Raw genomic sequence first — 18550 nt, 5'->3', positions numbered from 1 at the left:
TATTTTCTGTCTTAGGTTGACCCCATGAGCGACGTCCGCATCGATACCCCTCGCGGGATCACCCTGGCCGGCACCCTTCTCCTGCCCGCCGGGGCCGCTCCGATCGATCTGGAGGTTTCCACGACGCCCGACGACGCCCAGCTCCCGCAGGCACGGGCCGAGGGCGTGGTCCTGCTGGCGCATGACTTCCTCACCGACCGTCACGGCCAGAACGGCCGCCTGGACCGCATCGGCGCCCGCTACCGCGAGGCGGGCCTGGCCACCCTCAGCCTGGACTTCTCCGGTCTGGGCGAGTCCGACGACGACGTCATCACTCTGGCGGGCGAGGCCGAGGACCTGCGTGCGGCCTCCAGCTGGCTGGCCGGCCTGGGCTTCACCCGGCAGATGATCCACGCCAACGGCTTCGGGGCGACGGCCGCTCTCCTGGCCCGCCCCGAGCAGGTGCGCACGGCCGTGCTCGTGGGCGCCATCGTGGGCCCGCAGTCGATCCTGTGGGAGGAGGTCTTCTCCCCCGAGCAGCTCGACGAGCTCGCCCAGCACGGACTGACGCGCCTGGTGGACGACAACCCCAACTCGCGCGAGTGGAACATCCTGTCCAAGGAGACGCTAGCGGACTTCTCCATGCAGGAGCCGGAGCGCACCCTGGCCGACCTGCCCTGGCCCGTGCTCATGGTGCACGGGGTGCTGTCCAACGAGCTGCCGGACACCGCCGAGGCCACGGCCGAGGGCTTCCCCCTGCTGCCCGACTCCAGCCAGATGGTGCACGTTCACGCCGAGACCCTGGACCAGGCCCAGGAGGAGGTCGCCCGCCTGAGCCTGGAGTGGGCTCGCCGCCGCCTGCGCTGAATCGTGTGGCGAGGGTCCGTCGGGCCTCGCGGACGCACCCTGGAGCCCGCGGACGGGTCCACAGGTGTCAGTCGCCGAGCCCTAAGGCGCGTCCGCGACGAGCCGGACGACGACGGCGCGGTGGTCCGTCCCGGGAACAGTGACCACTGTTCCGTGGCTCCCCCGCCAGGCACTGTCGTCGACCAGGACGTGATCGATGGTGGCGCCGAGCCGGCTGGTACCGGTGGCACTGGGCCAGGTGGCCAGGCCCCCGATCCCAGCCTGCTCCCCGGCGCTCGCGCACCCTCCCAGGTCTCGCAGCGGGGCATGGTCGCGGGTGGCGTTGAGGTCGCCGGCCACGATGAGTCCACCGGGCGGGCGACTGCACAGTGAGGCCACACCCGCCACCGAGCTCCGCCACCAGGTCATAGCGCCCGGCACCGGCGGGTAGGTGTGGGCGCCCACGATGACGGGACCGTCCCCGTCAGCCGGTTCGAGCCGGACCGCGCCGAAGCCCGTGTCGGTGGGTCCCTGCACCTGCCGGTACTCGCCCAGGCGCGAGGAGACGAGGACAGTTGTGGAGTAGGCCGGGTCCGATTCGACGTCGACCCCCTGCTCGGCCAGGCCAGGCGGCATCCCGCTGGTGGAGAAGACCGCGAAGGTCTCCCCGCCCTTGGCCGACGACGCCTCCTTGAGGGCCTCGGCCAGCTGCTGTCCGTAGCGCTGCGTCGTCTCCGGCAGGACCACGACGTCCACCCCAGCATCGTCCGCCAGCCCGGTGACCGTCTCGATGTCGGCGCCCTCCCGCTCGGTGTTGAGGCTCAGGACGCCGATGGCACCGGTGTGATCCGCGTTGACAGGACTCTCCCGCACGCCTCGGGCCAGCAGGACACCGCCGTGGGCTCCAGCCACCAGGAGGAGGACCAGACCGACCACCCCGGTGCGCAGCCCCGCCCCGCGCACTCCCTGCCCCGGCTGCACAGGTCGACGGCGCACTCGCCACCGCAGCCCACCGGCGGCCGCGAGGAACGCGACGCCCGTGAGCACCGCACCCAGTGCCAGCAGCGAGCGCATGGCGATGAGCTGGGCGAGGACGAGGGCCGTCGTCGGCAGGAACAGGCTCGCCAGAGCCAGGGCGATGAGGACGCCGGCGGGAATCCACCGCAGGATCTGTCGACGACGGTTCATGACCCCACTCAACCAGACACCACCATCGCCGGCCAGGCCCCAGGACCGCCAGGAACCCGACGCAGACCGCAGTCGTGTGCGCCCTCAGCGTCCCCGGGCGGGTCAGAGGGCGCGCATAGGGGACAATGGGTCACCTATGGAACAGGGCGAGGACCGCAACCGGGGTCACGACGGCGATCGGGCCGACCGGCACAACAGCCATCACGGCGACGAGCAGGACCGCGAGCAGGGCACCGGGCAGAACGAGGGGCACCCCGATCGCGACAGCCACGGCAGCAGCGACAACGCGAGGGGCGAGCAGGGCCGGCGCTCCCGCCGTGGCGGGGGCCGCCGGGGTCGGCGCCCGGGTAAGGGTCCGGGCCGACGTCGGAGCACCTGGACGGGCTACTCCCCCGAGCGGCTCGCCGCCCGCGCCGCGGCCGTCCCGGCGATCGTCTACCCCGAGGAGCTGCCGGTCTCGGCCCGCCGCGAGGAGATCGCCGCCGCCATCCGCGACCACCAGGTCGTCATCGTCGCCGGCGAGACCGGCAGCGGCAAGACCACCCAGCTGCCCAAGATCTGCCTGGAGCTGGGCCGGGGCGTGACGGGCATGATCGGCCACACCCAGCCGCGGCGCATCGCGGCCCGCTCCGTGGCCGAGCGCATCGCCTCCGAGCTGGGCACCCCGATCGGGCCGGCCGGCGTCGTCGGTTACCAGGTGCGCTTCACCGAGGAGGTCGGCGAGAACACCCTGGTCAAGCTCATGACCGACGGCATCCTCCTGGCGGAGATCCAGTCCGACCCCCAGCTGCGCCGCTACGACACGATCATCGTGGACGAGGCCCACGAGCGCAGTCTCAACATCGACTTCATCCTGGGCTACCTGGCGCGCCTGCTGCCCCAGCGCCCGGACCTGAAGGTCATCATCACCTCGGCCACCATCGACTCCGAGCGCTTCGCCGAGCACTTCGGCCGCGAGCTCACCGGCGACCGGGGCCGGCCCTTCACGGTACCGGCCCCCGTCATCGAGGTCTCCGGGCGCACCTACCCCGTCGAGGTCCGCTACCGCCCGCTGACTCCCGACGACGTCACCCCCTCCCCCGACGACGCCAGTGGCGCCGGCAGCACCCGGCCCGGCCCTGCGGCGCCCGGGGAGCTGAGCGAGGCCGAGCTGGAGGCCCTGACCTCCCCCGACCCGGCGGTGCGCGCCGCGGCGCGGGCCCGCCGTGAGGCCGTCCGTTCGGGAGCGGACTCCACCTCGCTCAGCCCCCGCAACCAGGGCGCTCGTGGGAAGGGTCGCGGGCGGGCCGCCTCCGGCGGGGCGAACCCCGAGCCCGGTGAGCCCAAGGACCAGGTGACGGGGATCCTCGACGCCGTCGACGAACTCATGGGCGAGCCCAGCGGCGACATCCTCATCTTCCTGGCCGGTGAGCGCGACATCCGAGACACCGAGGCGGCCCTCATCGACCACCTGGGGGCGCGCTACACCCCCGACGGCCGCTCACGCACGCCGGGCGCCGTCGAGGTCGTGCCCCTGTACTCGCGCCTGAGCGCCGCCGAGCAGCACCGCGTCTTCGAGGCCCACCAGGCGCGCCGCATCGTCCTGGCCACGAACGTGGCCGAGACCTCGCTGACGGTTCCCGGGATCCGCTACGTCATCGACCCGGGCCTGGCGCGCATCTCCCGCTACTCCAACCGCACCAAGGTCCAGCGCCTGCCGATCGAGCCGATCAGCCGGGCCAGCGCCAACCAGCGCGCGGGCCGTTGCGGGCGCGTGGCCGACGGCATCGCCATCCGCCTCTACTCGCAGGCCGACTTCGAGGCGCGAGCGGAGTACACCGAGCCGGAGATCCTGCGCACCTCGCTGGCCAGCGTCATCCTGCAGATGGCGGCCCTGGGGCTGGGCGCGGTGGAGGACTTCCCCTTCCTGGACGCCCCCGACTCCCGCCAGGTCCGCTCCGGGCTGCAGCTGCTCACGGAGATCGGCGCGATCGAGCCGGCCGGGGCCGGTTCCTCCCGGTCCGACGACGCCGGGCGGGGCCGCCGGGGACCGCGCCTGACCGAGATCGGGCGGCGCCTGGCGCGCCTGCCGATCGACCCGCGTCTGGGGCGCATGCTCCTGGAGGCCGGCGAGCTGGGCTGCGTCGGGGAGGTCATGGTCATCGTGGCGGCCCTGTCCATCCAGGACGTGCGCGAGCGCCCGGCGGACAAGCAGGAGGCCTCCGACGCCCTGCACCGGCGCTTCGCCGACCCGACGAGCGACTTCCTGACCTACCTGAATCTGTGGCGCTACCTGCGCACGCAGAGCCGCGAGCTGTCCGGCTCGGCCTTCCGGCGCATGTGCCGCGCCGAGTTCCTGCACTACCTGCGGGTGCGCGAGTGGCAGGACGTCCACGCCCAGCTGCGCCAGCTCGCCCGGCCCCTCGGCCTGGACGCCGCCCCGGTGGAGCTGCCGACGGCCCGCTCGATCCGCGCCGCCACCCAGGCCCTGGATCCGGGCAGCCACGCGGCCCAGGTCGCCAACGGGGGCGTGGCGGCCGCCGTCGTGGCCCTGGGGCGCAGCGCGGACACGCCCGACGCCGACGCCATCCACCGCTCGCTGCTGGTGGGGCTGCTGTCCAACGTGGGCAACTGGGACGAGCGGCGTCGGGAGTACGCGGGCGCGCGCGGGACCCGCTTCACGATCTGGCCGGGCTCGGGGCTGCGCCGCAAGACCTACGACTGGGTGATGACCGCCGAGCTGGTGGAGACCTCCCGGCTCTTCGCACGGACGGTGGCCAAGGTGGACTCCCGGTGGATCGAGCAGGTGGCCGACCGCGCGGGCCTGACCCGTCATGTCTTCGGCGAGCCCTACTGGTCGACCCGCCAGGGGGCGGCCATGGTTCACGAGAAGGTGCTGCTCTACGGGATGACCCTGGTGGCGGACCGGCCGGCGACGCTGGCGAGCGTGGGGACGGACTCTGCCCGGGAGGTGGCCCGGGAGATGTTCATCCGCTCGGGCCTGGTGGAGGGCGGCTGGCACGCCCGGCACGGCTTCGTGGAGCGCAACCGGGCGCTCATCGAGGAGCTTCAGGACGTGGAGCGGCGTCGGCGCGAGCACGGCCTGCTGGCCGATGACACCGCCCTGTTCGACTTCTACGACGACCGCGTCTCCGAGGAGGTGACCTCGGCGGCGGCCTTCGACGCCTGGTGGAAGGACCAGCGGCGCACCACCCCGGACCTGCTGGACTTCACCCGCGAGCTGCTGCTGCCCGGCGGGGGCGACGCCAGCGGATTCCCGGACACGTGGGTGCAGGGCGACCTCACCCTGGGCCTGGACTATGTGTTCGAGCCGGGCCGCACCGAGGACGGGGTCAGCGTCCAGATTCCGGTGGAGGTGCTGGGGCGGCTGGCCCCGGAGGGCTTCGACTGGCTGGTGCCGGGGATGCGCCCCGAGCTGTGCGTGTCCACGATCCGAGCCCTGCCCAAGCGGGTGCGCCGCCAGCTGGTGCCGGCCCCGGACGTGGGCGCCCAGGTGTGGGCACAGCTGAGGGAGGACTTCCCGACGCCGCCCGGCGCGAGCTGCCCGGAGGCCCCCTTCGAGGAGGCCTTCGCCCAGGTGGTCTCCCGGCTCAGGGGCGTGGAGATCACGGAGGCCGACTGGACCGAGGCCGCCGAGCGGCTGCCGGACCACCTGGCGATGGGCTTCGCGGCTCTGGATGCCCGGGGCCGGGTCATTGGGCGCAGCCGGGACCTGGTCTCGCTCCAGCAGAGGTTGTCGGGCAGGACGGAGGCCGCCGTGCGCTCGGTGGTGCGCGGCGCCCTGGCGCAGGCGATGGCCGAGGCCCAGGAGCGGCAGGACTCCCGGGGCGCGGGCGGAAAGGCCGGCCGTAAGGGCCGCAGGGGGAAGGGCGCGCAGAGGGGCGGTCAGCAGTCCGCCGCCCGGCGTTCCGACGGCGCTGCCGGGGCAGGCGAGGTCGGCGGGTCGAGCGCTGCGACCTCCGGACTGGAGGAGCGGCGGGGTCTGACCGATTGGCCGAGCGGTGTTCCGGGCCTGGGAGAGCCGGACGGTTCGACGATCCCGGCCTCGGTGGAGTCGGCGGGTCGGGCCGGCCTGGTGGTGCGCGGCTACCCGGCCCTGGTGGCCGCCTCGGCCAGGAGCGCGAACTTAAGGATCCTGCCCGACGCCGTCGCCCAGGCGGGCGCGCACGGCGCCGGGGTCACGGCCCTGGCCCTGGCCCGCACGGCCTTGCCGACGGCTCGGGTGACGAGCCGATGGAGTGCGCAGGAGTCACTCATCCTGGCGGCGAGCCCCTACCGGAGCACGCAGGCACTGGTGGAGGACATGGAGGCGGCTGCGGCCCGGATCGTGGCCGGCCGCTGGGCGGACTCGGCGGAGGGTGAACCGCTGGCCGAGGTGCGCAGGCGGGAGGTCTTCGAATCCCTCGTCGGTCTCATGCGCGACGAGCTCGAGGACGAGGTCTACCGGGTGGCCCGGTGTGCGGTCGCGGCGCTCAAGGCGGCCCGGGAGGTGGATCGCGTGGTGGGTGAGCACACGTCGCTGACCCTGCTGGGCACGCTCCAGGAGGTGCGCGAGCACGCGGCGGCCCTGGTCCCGGACGGCTTCCTCACCGCGACCCCGCCGGAGCACCTGACGCACCTGGAGCGATACCTGAGGGCCCTGGTGATGCGAGTGGAGAAGGCGGCCTCCTCGCCGTCGGCCGCCTCCCAGGACGCGGCCCTGGCCTTCCAGGTCTCCCAGGCGCAGGAGGTCGTGGACAAGGCCCGCGTCAAGGCGGCCTCGCTGCCGGCCGACCCGCAGCGCGAGGCCCTTCTGGAGGAGGCCCGCTGGATGGTGGAGGAGCTGCGAGTCAGCCTGTTCGCACAAACCCTGGGCACGAGCCGCAAGGTGAGCCTCCAGCGCATCACCAAACTCTGCGCCCAGATCGCCTGACGTCTCAGACCACGCGCCGGTCTGGCTTCTCCCCGCGCGGAGGCAGGATGCGGGGAGCCGTCATCTACAGAGATGACCGCCTCCTCCCCCAAAGGGAGGAGATCGGACAGCACCACATTCACCCACCGGGATGATCACACCGGGAGCCGGCTCCCCTACTCTGAAGTCACGTCATCAGAACACCTGCTGCGGGAGGCTCGAACTCTCCGTCCACGCCTTCCGCAGCCTCTTTCTCCGGTTCCACACAGTCGGCCCCCGCACCACCGAGGTGCGGGGGCCGACGCCCTTTCGCTACAGCACGGCGGACATGAGGCGGCAGACGTTGTCCACGTAGCGGTTGTACCAGGGCTCGGTGGCCCACACCTCCGGGGTCAGCTCGGTGCAGATGGCCCGGTAGTCGGCGTCGTTGATGCGCAGCAGGTCATCGAGGTCCCCGCCGAAGGCCAGCAGCATGACCTCGTAGTTGAGGGCGAAGGAGCGGAAGTCCATGTTGGAGGACCCGATGACCCCGACCTCGTCGTCGACCGTCATGTACTTCGAGTGCAGGACGGTCGGAGAGGGGTAGAGGTAGATCCGCACCCCCGCCGCCAGGAGCGCCGAGTAGTAGGAGCGCTGGGCGTGGCTGACGATGAACTGGTCGGACTCCTTGCCCACGAACAGCTCGACCTCCACCCCCCGGTAGGCGGCCGAGGTCATCGCCGACAGCAGCGCCTCGTCGGGGATGAAGTAGGGGCTGGTGATGGACACGCGCCGCTTGGCGCCGTTGATGAGCGCCAGGAACATCCGCAGATTCGGCTCGGTGGGGTAGCCCGGCCCGGAGGGGATGAGCTGCATGGCGTTGACGACGGCGTCGGGCCGCCCTGGCCGCGGGGCCGGCGTCCCCACCGGGACGCCCGGCAGCCCCGCCATCTCCGGCAGGGTCTCCACCGGCGTCCCCAGGGCCAGGTCGAAGGCCTCGAGCTGCTCGCCGGCCTCGAAGTACCAGTCCATGGCGAAGACGGCCTGGGCCTCCAGGACGATCTCGCCGGTGACCTCCACGGACAGGTCCTCCCAGCGACGCCCGGCCCGCACGTTGCGTCGGGTCCGGTAGGTGGGGTCGATGACGTTGTGGCTGCCGATGAAGGCCTTCTCGCCGTCGACGACGAGAATCTTGCGGTGGTTGCGCAGGTCCGGGCGGCGCCACCGGCGCTTGAGCGGCAGCAGCGGCATCATGAGCCGCCAGCGGATGCCGGCGTCGGTCATGCGCTGGCAGAACTGCTTCCAGCCGGGGTACTTGCGGCTGCCCAGGTGGTCCAGCAGGAGGCGAACCGTGACCCCGCGGGCCGCCGCGCGCTCCAGGGACGCGAAGAAGACGTCGGTGACCTCGTCCCAGCTCATGATGTAGAACTCGACGTGGACATGGTCGGTGGCGGCATCGACGGCGCGGGCCATGGCCTCGTAGGTGGTACTCGGCTCGGCGTGGACGGCCACCACCTCGCCGCTGACGCAGGGCAGTCCGGTCAGCCGGCGGTTCATGCGCAGCGCCCCGGCCAGGTAGGTCGAGGGGCGGGCCCCCTTGGGCAGGTCCGGCATGGCGCGGGTGTAGTCGAGCGTGATCTCGTTGACGGTGTGCTGCTGGCGGCGGCGGGTGCCGTGGACCCACGGGCTGCCGATGAGCAGGTAGAGCGGGAGCCCCACGAGGGGCAGCAGGAAGATGAGCAGCAGCCACGCGGTCGACGACGACGGGCGACGGTTCTCGGGAACCGTGCCCAGCGCGGCGATCTTGATGAGGTACTCGATGACGACCCAGGTGGTCGCCAGTACCGGCGGCAACGTCATGCTCGCATCATGTCATGCCCTCGAAGGACCTTCCGGAAGGAAGCCTGGGCGCGGGCCGGATGGCCCTGCGCCCAGGCACTGCGAAGGCCCGCCCCGGTTGAACCACCGGGCCGGGCCCTTCGCAACGAGGTCGCTTACCGGTTCCCATTCGGCAGCGGGTCCTCCTTCACTGGAACGTCCGAGCACATTCCCTTGGCTGTGGCCCAGACTCGATGGTGGCCGGTCAGCGGTACTCCCCAGTACCTCGCGGTCGCCACCGTCCAGCGGTGACTATGACTCTGCCGACGCTGTCTGAGAGAAGGCTGGAAATAACGCATCTAAATGATGACGCTTGGTGACGATATGGTCACGGCCTTCCGGGTGTGACAACACCCTACCTCAGAATCGTTGGAACGGCGCCGGAGTCGTAGCACATTCGAGAACCTTCAGTCCGACGTCGGACTTCCAAAAAGCGCCTTGAAGTAGCCGTAGAAGTTCCAGTTCCCCCACGAGGTGCACTGGTCTCCTCCGCTGCCGGCGGCCTCGTTGGGCTGGAAGGGCGTGTAGTTGTACAGGCCCGCCGTCGCCTGATTCATCACCGTGAGCTCGCCGCTGCCGCACTGCGCGTCGGGCGAGAAGGCGATCTGAGTCGGCCGCTGCGCCACCACGTCGTAGGTTCCCGGATTGAGACGGTAGCGCTGGAACTGGGAGGCCGCCCCGTAGAGCTGGGAGGAGAAGCCTGCCCACTGAGGGTCGCAGGTCCCGTGATCGGGACAGGCGTAACCGGCCGCGGCCTCGTAGTCGCGGGCGCTCAGGGTCCGACCGGAGGCGGTCAGCAGCCCCTGCTCCTTGTGGATGAGGACGAGGAGCACCTGGGGGTTGATGTCGCACGCCTGCGAGACCTCCCAGACGACGTCGGCCGCGCTGAGCCCGGAGGCGGACTCGATGCCGCCGGGACAGAAGGAGGTGGCCTCACGGGCCTGCGTGGAGAAGGTGGCCGTGGCCAGGCACTCGGTGCCGTCACTGCCCGGCTGGCACCCGGCGTTGACCCGCGTCAGAAAGGCCGCGATCTCCTCGCGCGTCATCGCGTCGGCGTCGTAGAAGACCTCGTCGTCGATGATTCGGGCGGCGTCGAAGCCGCTCGTATCGGGCGCCAACGGGGCCGGTGCGGAGCTGGTGGTCCCGGAGGTCTGCCGCCCCAGGTTGATCAGCCCGCTGAGCGAGGAGCCGGCCGCGCGCAGCGCGATCAGGCCCACCAGGAGCGTGACCAGGAAGGCTGCGACAACGACGCCGACCGGACTGCGCAGAAAGGACAGGACGGAGCCGGCCCGCCCCGATCTGCGACGCTTGACGCTGGCCCTGAGACGGCCCGGACGCTCAGTATCCCCTCGTTCCCCTCGGCGCTCCTGGGACCGCCCGGGATGACGCCCCTGACTCCCGGGACGGGCACGGTCGGTGCCGCGCTGCGCCGTCGGGCGGGCGCGTTGCGAGGCACGGGCGGGCTGGGACGACGTGGAACCGCCGGCGCCTCGGCGCGCCCGCGATCGTCGACTGGAGGGATGGTGGGACATCGGCATCATCGTGTCATACAAAGACCGCATGCACCGCCCCCACGACTCCAGGAGTTCCCGGAACAACCGGCCATCCAGGGCGCTGCGCCGGAGCCCGGGTCAGCGGGTGCCGGGGTAGCGAGGTTGTGCCGGCCTGGCAACTCCAGGCATGAGCCTGCCCCTGGTCGGGGACGTACTTTTCCGACGGGGACTGCGTTTTCCCGCAGATCACTGGGGCCGGCCCCCAGTCGTCTGCGACAGAACGCAGTCCTCGAGGAGGATCGCAGTCCCCGATCCCAGTAGAGATCCTGGCAAAAGACAGCGGAGCGTACTGTGGGGACGTGAACCTTCCCGACGTCCTGAGCCTGGCGCGCACCCTCATGGAGGAGGCCGACGTCGGGGACTGGGACCTGGCCTTCGACCGGGCACGGCGCCGGGCCGGTCAGACGGATCACGCGCGACGCCGACTCACGCTCAGCCGCCACCTCATGGGGCTGTATGACGAGGCTGAGGTACGCGAGACGATCCTGCATGAGATCGCCCATGCGCGCGTGGGCCCCCGTCACGGGCACGACGCCGTCTGGGCCGCCGAGGCGATCCGCTTGGGAGCCACGGGCCGACGACTCGTGGACGCCCGGGCGCCGAGACTGCGTGGACGCTGGGTGGGCAGGTGCCCGGCCGGCCACGAGGTGGATCGAATGCGCCGTCCGGCCTCTCCCGTCTCCTGCTCGCGCTGCGCCCCTCGATTCAACCTGGAGCACCTGCTGTCCTGGAGCCTCGACGGCAGGCCAGTCGCCCACGAGGAGATCAGCGAGCGCTACGGCCGCCTCCTCAACGGTGCGCGACTCCGAGCGGCAGGACAAGATCACAAGGAGATGTCAGGACGCCTATAGGCGTGCTCGGACAACGGCATGCTCATGGTGACGGCATGCGGAACAGCCGTACGCTTCTCCGCCTCCTGAGCACGCTTCTCACGCGACCGGCGACAACAGTCCGGGCAGGAAGAGCCTTACCCGACGCCGCGGACCGATCACCCGAGCGTTGACTCCCGGACCACCAGCGTCGGGATGAAGGTCTCGCTGCGCGTCCGGCCATCCTCTGCGAGAAGCAGCTCGGCGGCGGCCGCACCCATTTCACGCATCGGCTGATGCACACTGGTCAACGGCGTGATGAGCTCGGCGGCGAAGGAGATGTCGTCGTAGCCGACAACCGCTACATCACCGGGAATCGACAGATCGCGACGGCGTATCTCCCGCATCGCGCCGATCGCCATCTGGTCGTTAGCGCAGAAGATCGCCGACGGCGGGTGCGGTTCACTCAGGAGCCTGGCCGCTCCGGCCGCCCCGGAAGCCGCATCGAAGCTCTTCGAGCCGACCTCGGACTCGACCTCCAGAAGCACCTCCCCAGGATCGAGCCCTCGCGCCACGAGCTCCTTGAGGACGCCGTCGCGCCGGTCCCGTGCCTGCCGTATGGCAGTGGGGCCGTTGACGAATCCGATCCTCCGGTGACCGAGCTCCAGCAGATGGGAGACCGCGGCCCGAGCTCCTGCGACGTCGTCTCCGGTAACGGTGGACAGAGTTCCGGGAAGCGGGGGATGGCCCATGAGGACCACGCGGATGCCTCGCTCCGTGAAAATACCGAGCCGGTCCAGCGTCGTAGCCGAGGGCATGATGATCACGCCTCGTAAGCTCATTCCGGCCAGGAGGGATAGGATCTCCTGCTCGCGAGCAGAGTCGGCGTCAGAGGAGCACAGCATCGGCACGCACCCCGACTCACGGAGACGATCCTCGATCCCACGAGCAGCTTCGGTGAAAAAAGGGTTGGACACATCATGGACGACGACCCCGACAACGCTCGACCCGCGATCACGCAGACGACGCGCGGTCTCCGAGCGCACGAATCCCAGAGACGCGATCGCCTCCTCCACGCGCTTGCGAGTCGTCTCGGAGACACGTTCGGGATGATTGAGCACATGGGAGACGGTGCCCACGGACACACCGGCACAGGCGGCGACGTCCCGCACCGAGGGACGCACTGACGCGACTGTATCCATGTGTCCCCCTTTCGCTGAGCGGAAGCGCGAGTGCAGTCGCCCCTGTCGATGTCGACGGCGTTCCGAGTCGCTTCGCATCACCCTCGCCACCGGGCATGACAGGGCCTGCGAAATCATTCCATGAAAATCTGCGCAAGTCGCGCAGCGCACGGCACTGAGGCTCACCGCCTCACGCGCTCCAGCGGAGGTTGCCGCTTCAAGTGAGCGATGCTACATTGATTGAAACGATTCATTTGAGTCGCCCCGCCCCTCCCCACGGACAAGGACGTTCGATGACCACCCCGCCAACCGCATCAGCCGGCCAGGATCAGCTCAAGGCCCTCCTCGATCACACACCACAGCGCTCGGAGCAGCGCTGCTGCTTCCTCCTGCGAGTGCGTCCCGAGCGCCTCACGGAGTACGTCGAGGTTCATCAGCACGTCTGGCAGGACATGCGCGACGCCCTCAGCAACGCCGGCTGGCGCCGGTACTCCCTCTTCTTGAGGCCTGAGGACGGCCTCGTCGTCGGCTACTTCGAGTCCGATGACGCCGCCGCCTCGATGAGGGCCATGGAGGACGACGACGTCAATACGCGCTGGCAGACCGAGATGGCCCAGTACTTCGTCCAGCCCGGTGGCGGCACACCCGAGATCCTCGCCCAGTACTTCCACCTCCCGTGACGCCCCGCTTCACCCACCCTTCAGATCTCTCAAGGAGGAGAGAATGGCTCAAACCCCTCTGACCGGCTGGAAGGCGACTGCCGCAGTCTCCATGTCGAACTACATCGACTCCGGTTCCATCATTGCCATCGCAACATCCCTCGGCTTCTGGGGCAAGGCGTACTTCCCCGACGACGACGGCACCATCGCCGGTCTTCTGGCCGCATTCAGCGCCAACGCATTCGGTGCCGCCATCGGCGCTCTCATCGGTGGGCCCCTGTGCGACAAGTACGGCCGTAAGTTCATCTACACCTACGATCTCCTCCTCTACGCCGCCGGTGGCCTTGTGGTCGTCTTCACAACCAACCTGGCCATGCTCTTCACCGGTTTCATCATCATCGGTCTGGCGGTGGGCGCATCCGTTCCCGCGGGGTGGACCTACATCGCAGAGTTCGCCCCCACCGACCAGCGCGGCAAGCACATCGGCGCCACCCAGCTCGCCTGGTCATTCGGCCCCTTCATCGGTTTCGGCCTGGCGGCGGCACTGACTCCGCTGGGGCTGCTCGGCAGCCGCATCGTCTTCGCTCACCTCGTCGTCATCGCCCTGGCCACCTGGTACATCCGACGGGGCCTTGAGGAGTCTGAGACCTGGGAGAACGCCAAAGGCGGGGCGGACGCCAAGCCCCCGTCAATGTGGGCATCGTTCCGCAAGCTCTTCAACCGCCGTGTCAACATCAGCGCCCTGGTGTTCCTCGCGGTCATCTACACCTGCTGGAACCAGGCGGCCTCCCAGAACGGGATCTTCCTGCCCACGATCCTCAGCTCCATGGGCTACGAGACCCTGCAGACCAACCTGTTCTCCATGCTCTCCTGGGGCTTCGTCATTGTCTCGACATTCATCTTCATGGGACTGGTCGACCGAGTGCCTTACCGCTGGCACTACCTGGTGGGCGGGCTCCTCGCCATCGTGTCCTGGATCGTTCTGGTCTTCGGCCCGTCCGACGCCGCCTGGACCGCTTTCGGGTACACGGTCATCTGGGGCCTCTCCGCAGGACCGTCGGCCCAGGCCTTCTACTCGGTGTGGTCTCCCGAGCTGTTCGCAACCCCATACCGCTCAGCGGCCCAGGGCATCGTCTTCTTCGTCGTACGTCTCGCCTCCGGCCTGATCTCCCTGATCTTCCCCGTCATCCTCGCCCGCCCGGGCGGCCTGCTGATCGACGGCATCATCCTGATCGGATTCCTGGTGGTGGCCACCGCCGTCGGAACAATCGGCGCCCCGAGGACCCAGGGGAAGAGCCTTGAGGAGATCGAGATGGAACGTTACGGAGAGCACGTGCTCAACGCATGATCGCCGGTTGGTCGGGGTGAAGCCCGTGAAGGCCGGGCCGCACCCCGCACCGGCGCCTCCACAACAAGTCCGTCCAGCAACGCGTCACCCCGATCCGATCCACTGACAGCTCACCAATCCACCCCACAGATCAGCCCCACAGAAACGGAGAACCGCTATGACCGGCCCAAGCCTGTCCGACCTGACCCCGGAAGCACTCAGCCTACTGAGGACACAGACCATCGAGCTGCCCAGCTGGGCCTTCGGCAACTCGGGGACTCGTTTCCGCGTCTTCACCACCGCAGGCGTCCCCCGTGACCCGTACGAGAAGATCGACGACGTCGCCGAGGTCAACAACGTCACCGGCATCACCCCCCGAGTCTCTCTCCACATCCCGTGGGACAAGACTGATAACTACGAGGCCCTTCGCCGGCACGCCGAGGACCGGGGCGTCCGGATCGGGACGATCAACTCCAACGTGTTCCAGGACGAGGACTACAAGCTCGGCAGCCTGACCAATCCTGACGAGCGGATTCGCACCAAGGCGATCGCCCACCACCTGGAGTGCATCGATATTATGCGGGCCACTGGGTCCCCGGCACTGAAGATCTGGTTGGCCGACGGGACGAACTATCCCGGTCAGGACTCCATTCGCGAGCGTCAGGATCGTCTTGCCGACTCCTTGTCCCAGATCTACGCGGCACTCGATGAGGACCAGCACCTTGTCCTGGAATACAAGTTCTTCGAACCGGCCTTCTACCACACCGACGTGCCGGATTGGGGCACCAGCCTCGTCCACTGCCTGGCTCTCGGGGAGCGCGCCAAAGTAGTGCTGGACACCGGGCACCATGCGCCGGGAACAAATATCGAGTTCATTGTCGCCCAGCTGGTCCGCCTGGGACGTCTGGGAGCCTTCGACTTCAACTCACGTTTCTACGCCGACGACGACCTCATCGTCGGCGCCGCCGATCCCTACCAGCTCTTCCGCATTATGAACGAGATCGTCGCCGCCGGGGCCCTGGCTCCTGACTCCGGGGTCAATTTCATGCTCGATCAGTGCCACAACCTGGAGGAGAAGATTCCTGGCGAGATCCGTTCCGCGACCAACGTCCAGGAGGCCACCGCCAAGGCGTTGCTCGTGGACCGGGAGGCCCTGAAGGCAGCCCAGCTCGCCGGCGACGTGCTGGGTGCCAATGACATCTTCGTTGACGCCTTCAACACCGACGTGCGCCCGATGCTCGCCGAGCTGCGAGAGTCCCAAGGACTGGCCCCCGATCCGATGCGCGCCTTCCTCGATTCGGGATACCTCGAACGCATTCGCTCGGAGCGCATCGGAGGCAGTGCCGCAGGCTGGGGAGCCTGAGTCCTCATCGCGTCCGAGGCCGGAGTGGGCGGGCCCCGACCCCGCCCGCTCCGGTTCCAGGCCGCCCCCGCATCATCACCCGAAAGGTTCTCTCATGTCCGACGCCACTCCTGTCCACATCGGCGCCGTGGACCTCGGCGCATCCTCCGGACGCGTCATGGTCGGCACCGTCGCCAACGGGCGCGTCTCCCTCACTGAGATCAGGCGCTTCTCGAACAGCGTCGTACCCGTGCCCACCAGAGACGGGGAGCGCCTGTTCTGGGACGTGCTGCACCTGTGGAGCGAGGTGCGTCAGGGTCTACTCACCGCTGTTCGCAACGTCGGCCCACTTTCCGCGATCGGTATTGACACCTGGGGAGTGGACTACGGGTTGGTCAATGCCTCCGGCGCCTTGTCATCCCAGGTCCACGCCTACCGGTCCGCACGCACCCGAGGGGTTCCCGAACAGGTTTTCACAAGAATTCCCGCGCAGGAGATTTACGCGATCAACGGGTTGCAGGTACAGGACTTCAACACGATGTTCCAGCTCATGGCCCAGCAACGGGACGACGGCTTACCCCGGACATCTGATGGCGCCGGCTCCCACGCCCTGATGCTCCTGCCCGATCTTCTCGCCTGCTTCCTCACCGGCAAACGGACTGCCGAGGTGACCAACGCATCGACCACCGGGCTGGTTGATGCGCGTCGCAGAACCTGGTCCCGCCCCCTGCTGGAGCGTCTGCGCACGGAGATCGGTCTCGACCTGAGCGGCCTGCTGCCCGACATCATCGAGCCGGGAACCGTCATCGGGACAGTACGACCCGATGCGGCGGACATCTTCGGTCCAGACGGGAGACCCACTCCTGTCATCGCTGTCGGTAGTCACGACACGGCCTCCGCCGTTGCCTCCGTACCGGCCACGGACTCCGAGTTCGCCTACGTCTCCTGCGGAACCTGGTCGCTGGTCGGCCTGGAGCTGGACGAGCCCGTGCTCACCGAGGCGTCTCGGACCGCAAACTTCACCAACGAGCTCGGCGTGGACCACACTGTTCGCTATCTCAAGAACGTCATGGGGCTTTGGGTCCTTAACGAAGCCGTTCGCACCTGGCGCGACCAGGGCCTGGAGATCTCCTTGCCGGAGGTCGACGCAGCCGCGGCAGCAGCCGAGCCGCTACGAACCGTCATCGATATCAATGACGCCGCCTTCTACGACCCCGGTGACATGGCGGCGCGCATCGATGACGCCGCACGTGCCACCGAGCAGCCGCTGCCTCGAGACATCGGGGAGTACGTCCGCTGCATCAACGACTCCCTCGCCCTGGCCTACCGCCGCGCGGTGCGCCAGGCCGTGGAGCTCTCGGGACGAGAGGTGAAGGTGCTGCACGTCGTCGGCGGCGGCATCCGCAACCGGCTCCTGTGCCAGCTCGCCGCAGACGCGACCGGTCTCCCCGTGATGGCCGGCCCGGCTGAGGGCACGGCCCTGGGCAACATCGTCATCGCCGCTCGAGGAGCCGGTCTGATCGACGGAGACCTGAGCGACCTACGGCGTCTGATCCGTCACTCGAGTCGGCTGACGCGGTACGTACCCGACAGCGGAGCCTGCGCCGACTGGGACGCCGTGGAACGCCGTCTCTTCGGCTGATCCATCCGGTCAGCAACCTTTGAACGCGAAACACCTCATTGGAGACAACAGAACCATGACCACCCAGACGACCACTCACCCGACTCTGGACGAGATCCTCTCGCGAATGGGAGCCGCCGGACTCCGACTGGACCACATGAACGCCGTCGAGGCAGGAGCCGGCAACATCTCGGTATCCGTCGCTGCCGACGCTGACGACCTGGGCCTGGCCGAGTGCCTGCCACAAGCACATCCCGGCACGGAGCTGCCGCTGCCGGCTCCGGCGCTCGCCGGCCGCACGGTCCTCGTGACCGGCTCAGGATGCCGTCTACGCGACATCGCCGACTCCCCCGAGGCGAATGTGTCCGCCTTCGTCGTTGACGACGACGGGACCACGGGCACCTGGTACACCCACCCCAGGCGGAGGTACATGAGGCCGACGAGCGAGTTCAACTCCCACCTGGCAGTCCACAACGATCAGGTCGAGCGACGCGCCGTGGACTTCCAGTCCGTCATCCACGCCCAGCCCCCTTATCTGGTCCAGCTCTCCCATATGAGGAACATCCGTAGTACCGAGGAGTTCAACCGCCGCATCCTGCGGTGGGAGCCGGAGACGATCGTCCAGCTGCCGGAGGGAATCGAGGTGCTTGACTTCATGGTCCCCGGCTCACAGACGCTGATGGAGAGCAGCGTGAAGGCTCTGCGCGACCATGTCCTTGTCATGTGGTCCAAGCACGGGATCATGGTGCGCTCCGATACTGACCCCCTGGCCGCCGTCGACAAGGTCGAGTACGCCGAGACCGGCGCCATGTACGAGGTCCGCAACCTCATGACAGGAGGCCTCGGCGAGGGGGTCACCACCGATGAGCTGCGTGCTGTTGCCGGAGCCTTCAACGTCCCGACCACTCTGCTCTGACATCACCTCATCGACCCTGTTCACCGCGACCCCTCACAGCTCCTGAGCGATGATGAGCGCCCACCTGGTCCGGAAGAACTCTTGACTCATCGAATCGACCCGACCGAGAATTTCCCAGTTTTTTTCCAGGATTCTGCCCCTCGTCTTCACAGGGTGGTGGCGTTACATAGTGACCACCGCTGGACAGGGACGGTCTCGAGGGTTGGGGAGCCCAGTGACGGACTGTTCTCCTGAGACGGCGTCGGGTCATAGGGAGCCCGGCGTAGTCGTTCCGGCGAAGGAGGAACCGCCTCCTCGGGTGCATGGGACCCCGGGTCGTAGGTGGGGCCTCGCGAGGCTTGGGCCCGCGGTTCGGATTCCCGAACCGCGGGCCGAGTCATT

The 18550-nt window shown here is 68.9% G+C and carries 12 protein-coding genes; 8 read left to right on the top strand and 4 right to left on the bottom strand.

Going from position 1 to position 18550, the window contains the following annotated elements:
- Positions 1 to 24 precede the first annotated feature (24 nt).
- Positions 25 to 846, top strand: coding sequence for an alpha/beta hydrolase (locus HCR68_RS01755; protein ID WP_167145584.1), 822 nt, complete (start codon positions 25 to 27; stop codon positions 844 to 846).
- A gap of 81 nt (positions 847 to 927) precedes the next feature.
- Here the strand turns inward: HCR68_RS01755 and HCR68_RS01750 are convergent, their stop codons facing one another.
- Positions 928 to 2013, bottom strand: coding sequence for an endonuclease/exonuclease/phosphatase family protein (locus HCR68_RS01750; protein ID WP_167145582.1), 1086 nt, complete (start codon positions 2011 to 2013; stop codon positions 928 to 930).
- Between the two features lie 136 nt (positions 2014 to 2149).
- Between HCR68_RS01750 and HCR68_RS01745 the strand changes: the two genes are divergently transcribed.
- Positions 2150 to 6925, top strand: a complete 4776-nt coding sequence (locus tag HCR68_RS01745) for a DUF3418 domain-containing protein (RefSeq protein ID WP_167145580.1) — start codon at positions 2150 to 2152, stop codon at positions 6923 to 6925.
- Between the two features lie 291 nt (positions 6926 to 7216).
- On the opposite strand, the gene HCR68_RS01740 is transcribed toward HCR68_RS01745, so the two are convergent.
- Together HCR68_RS01740 and HCR68_RS01735 are read right to left on the bottom strand one after the other, a co-directional pair.
- Positions 7217 to 8743, bottom strand: a complete 1527-nt coding sequence (locus HCR68_RS01740; RefSeq protein WP_167145578.1) for a phospholipase D-like domain-containing protein — start codon at positions 8741 to 8743, stop codon at positions 7217 to 7219.
- 425 nt (positions 8744 to 9168) lie between these two features.
- Complete coding sequence (locus tag HCR68_RS01735; RefSeq protein ID WP_243858872.1) at positions 9169 to 10293, bottom strand: hemagglutinin; 1125 nt, start codon at positions 10291 to 10293, stop codon at positions 9169 to 9171.
- A gap of 320 nt (positions 10294 to 10613) precedes the next feature.
- Here HCR68_RS01735 and HCR68_RS01730 point away from each other — a divergent pair, with 320 nt between their 5' ends.
- A complete protein-coding gene (locus HCR68_RS01730; RefSeq protein ID WP_167145576.1) occupies positions 10614 to 11165 on the top strand; it encodes a SprT family zinc-dependent metalloprotease in 552 nt (183 codons plus the stop codon).
- A 137-nt stretch (positions 11166 to 11302) separates the two neighbouring features.
- Here HCR68_RS01730 and HCR68_RS01725 read toward each other — a convergent pair whose 3' ends face one another.
- On the bottom strand, positions 11303 to 12325 hold the full coding sequence (locus HCR68_RS01725; protein ID WP_243858871.1) for a LacI family DNA-binding transcriptional regulator: 1023 nt from the start codon (positions 12323 to 12325) through the stop codon (positions 11303 to 11305).
- A gap of 272 nt (positions 12326 to 12597) precedes the next feature.
- Here HCR68_RS01725 and HCR68_RS01720 point away from each other — a divergent pair, with 272 nt between their 5' ends.
- From HCR68_RS01720 to HCR68_RS01700, 5 genes are all read left to right on the top strand, one after another.
- Complete coding sequence (locus HCR68_RS01720) at positions 12598 to 12984, top strand: L-rhamnose mutarotase (protein ID WP_167145574.1); 387 nt, start codon at positions 12598 to 12600, stop codon at positions 12982 to 12984.
- A gap of 43 nt (positions 12985 to 13027) precedes the next feature.
- Positions 13028 to 14311: an MFS transporter gene (locus HCR68_RS01715; protein WP_167145572.1), complete on the top strand. Its 1284-nt coding sequence runs from the start codon at positions 13028 to 13030 to the stop codon at positions 14309 to 14311.
- A 157-nt stretch (positions 14312 to 14468) separates the two neighbouring features.
- On the top strand, positions 14469 to 15653 hold the full coding sequence (gene rhaI / locus HCR68_RS01710; RefSeq protein ID WP_167145570.1) for an L-rhamnose isomerase: 1185 nt from the start codon (positions 14469 to 14471) through the stop codon (positions 15651 to 15653).
- 94 nt (positions 15654 to 15747) lie between these two features.
- Positions 15748 to 17274 carry a rhamnulokinase family protein gene (locus tag HCR68_RS01705; RefSeq protein ID WP_167145568.1) on the top strand — a complete coding sequence of 509 codons (1527 nt, stop codon included), beginning with the start codon at positions 15748 to 15750 and terminating at the stop codon, positions 17272 to 17274.
- 55 nt (positions 17275 to 17329) lie between these two features.
- The gene (locus tag HCR68_RS01700; RefSeq protein ID WP_167145566.1) at positions 17330 to 18169 is read left to right on the top strand and encodes a class II aldolase/adducin family protein; all 840 of its coding nucleotides are present in this window, start codon (positions 17330 to 17332) and stop codon (positions 18167 to 18169) included.
- The last annotated feature ends 381 nt before the right edge of the window (positions 18170 to 18550 follow it).

This window comes from Actinomyces sp. ZJ308 (genome assembly GCF_011752065.1).
Classification (GTDB): domain Bacteria; phylum Actinomycetota; class Actinomycetes; order Actinomycetales; family Actinomycetaceae; genus Actinomyces.
The sequence above is the reverse complement of the archived record's forward strand: the minus strand, read 5'-3'. Positions and strand labels throughout refer to the sequence as shown.

Excerpts from the sequence above, each read along its gene's own strand:
- HCR68_RS01715 (WP_167145572.1), top strand. The coding sequence starts at position 13,028 with ATGGCTCAAACCCCTCTGACCGGCTGGAAGGCGACTGCCGCAGTCTCC.
- HCR68_RS01725 (WP_243858871.1), bottom strand. The coding sequence starts at position 12,325 with ATGGATACAGTCGCGTCAGTGCGTCCCTCGGTGCGGGACGTCGCCGCC.
- HCR68_RS01750 (WP_167145582.1), bottom strand. The coding sequence starts at position 2,013 with ATGAACCGTCGTCGACAGATCCTGCGGTGGATTCCCGCCGGCGTCCTC.
- HCR68_RS01720 (WP_167145574.1), top strand. The coding sequence starts at position 12,598 with ATGACCACCCCGCCAACCGCATCAGCCGGCCAGGATCAGCTCAAGGCC.
- HCR68_RS01700 (WP_167145566.1), top strand. The coding sequence starts at position 17,330 with ATGACCACCCAGACGACCACTCACCCGACTCTGGACGAGATCCTCTCG.
- HCR68_RS01755 (WP_167145584.1), top strand. The coding sequence starts at position 25 with ATGAGCGACGTCCGCATCGATACCCCTCGCGGGATCACCCTGGCCGGC.
- HCR68_RS01705 (WP_167145568.1), top strand. The coding sequence starts at position 15,748 with ATGTCCGACGCCACTCCTGTCCACATCGGCGCCGTGGACCTCGGCGCA.
- HCR68_RS01735 (WP_243858872.1), bottom strand. The coding sequence starts at position 10,293 with ATGTCCCACCATCCCTCCAGTCGACGATCGCGGGCGCGCCGAGGCGCC.
- HCR68_RS01740 (WP_167145578.1), bottom strand. The coding sequence starts at position 8,743 with ATGACGTTGCCGCCGGTACTGGCGACCACCTGGGTCGTCATCGAGTAC.
- HCR68_RS01745 (WP_167145580.1), top strand. The coding sequence starts at position 2,150 with ATGGAACAGGGCGAGGACCGCAACCGGGGTCACGACGGCGATCGGGCC.
- rhaI (WP_167145570.1), top strand. The coding sequence starts at position 14,469 with ATGACCGGCCCAAGCCTGTCCGACCTGACCCCGGAAGCACTCAGCCTA.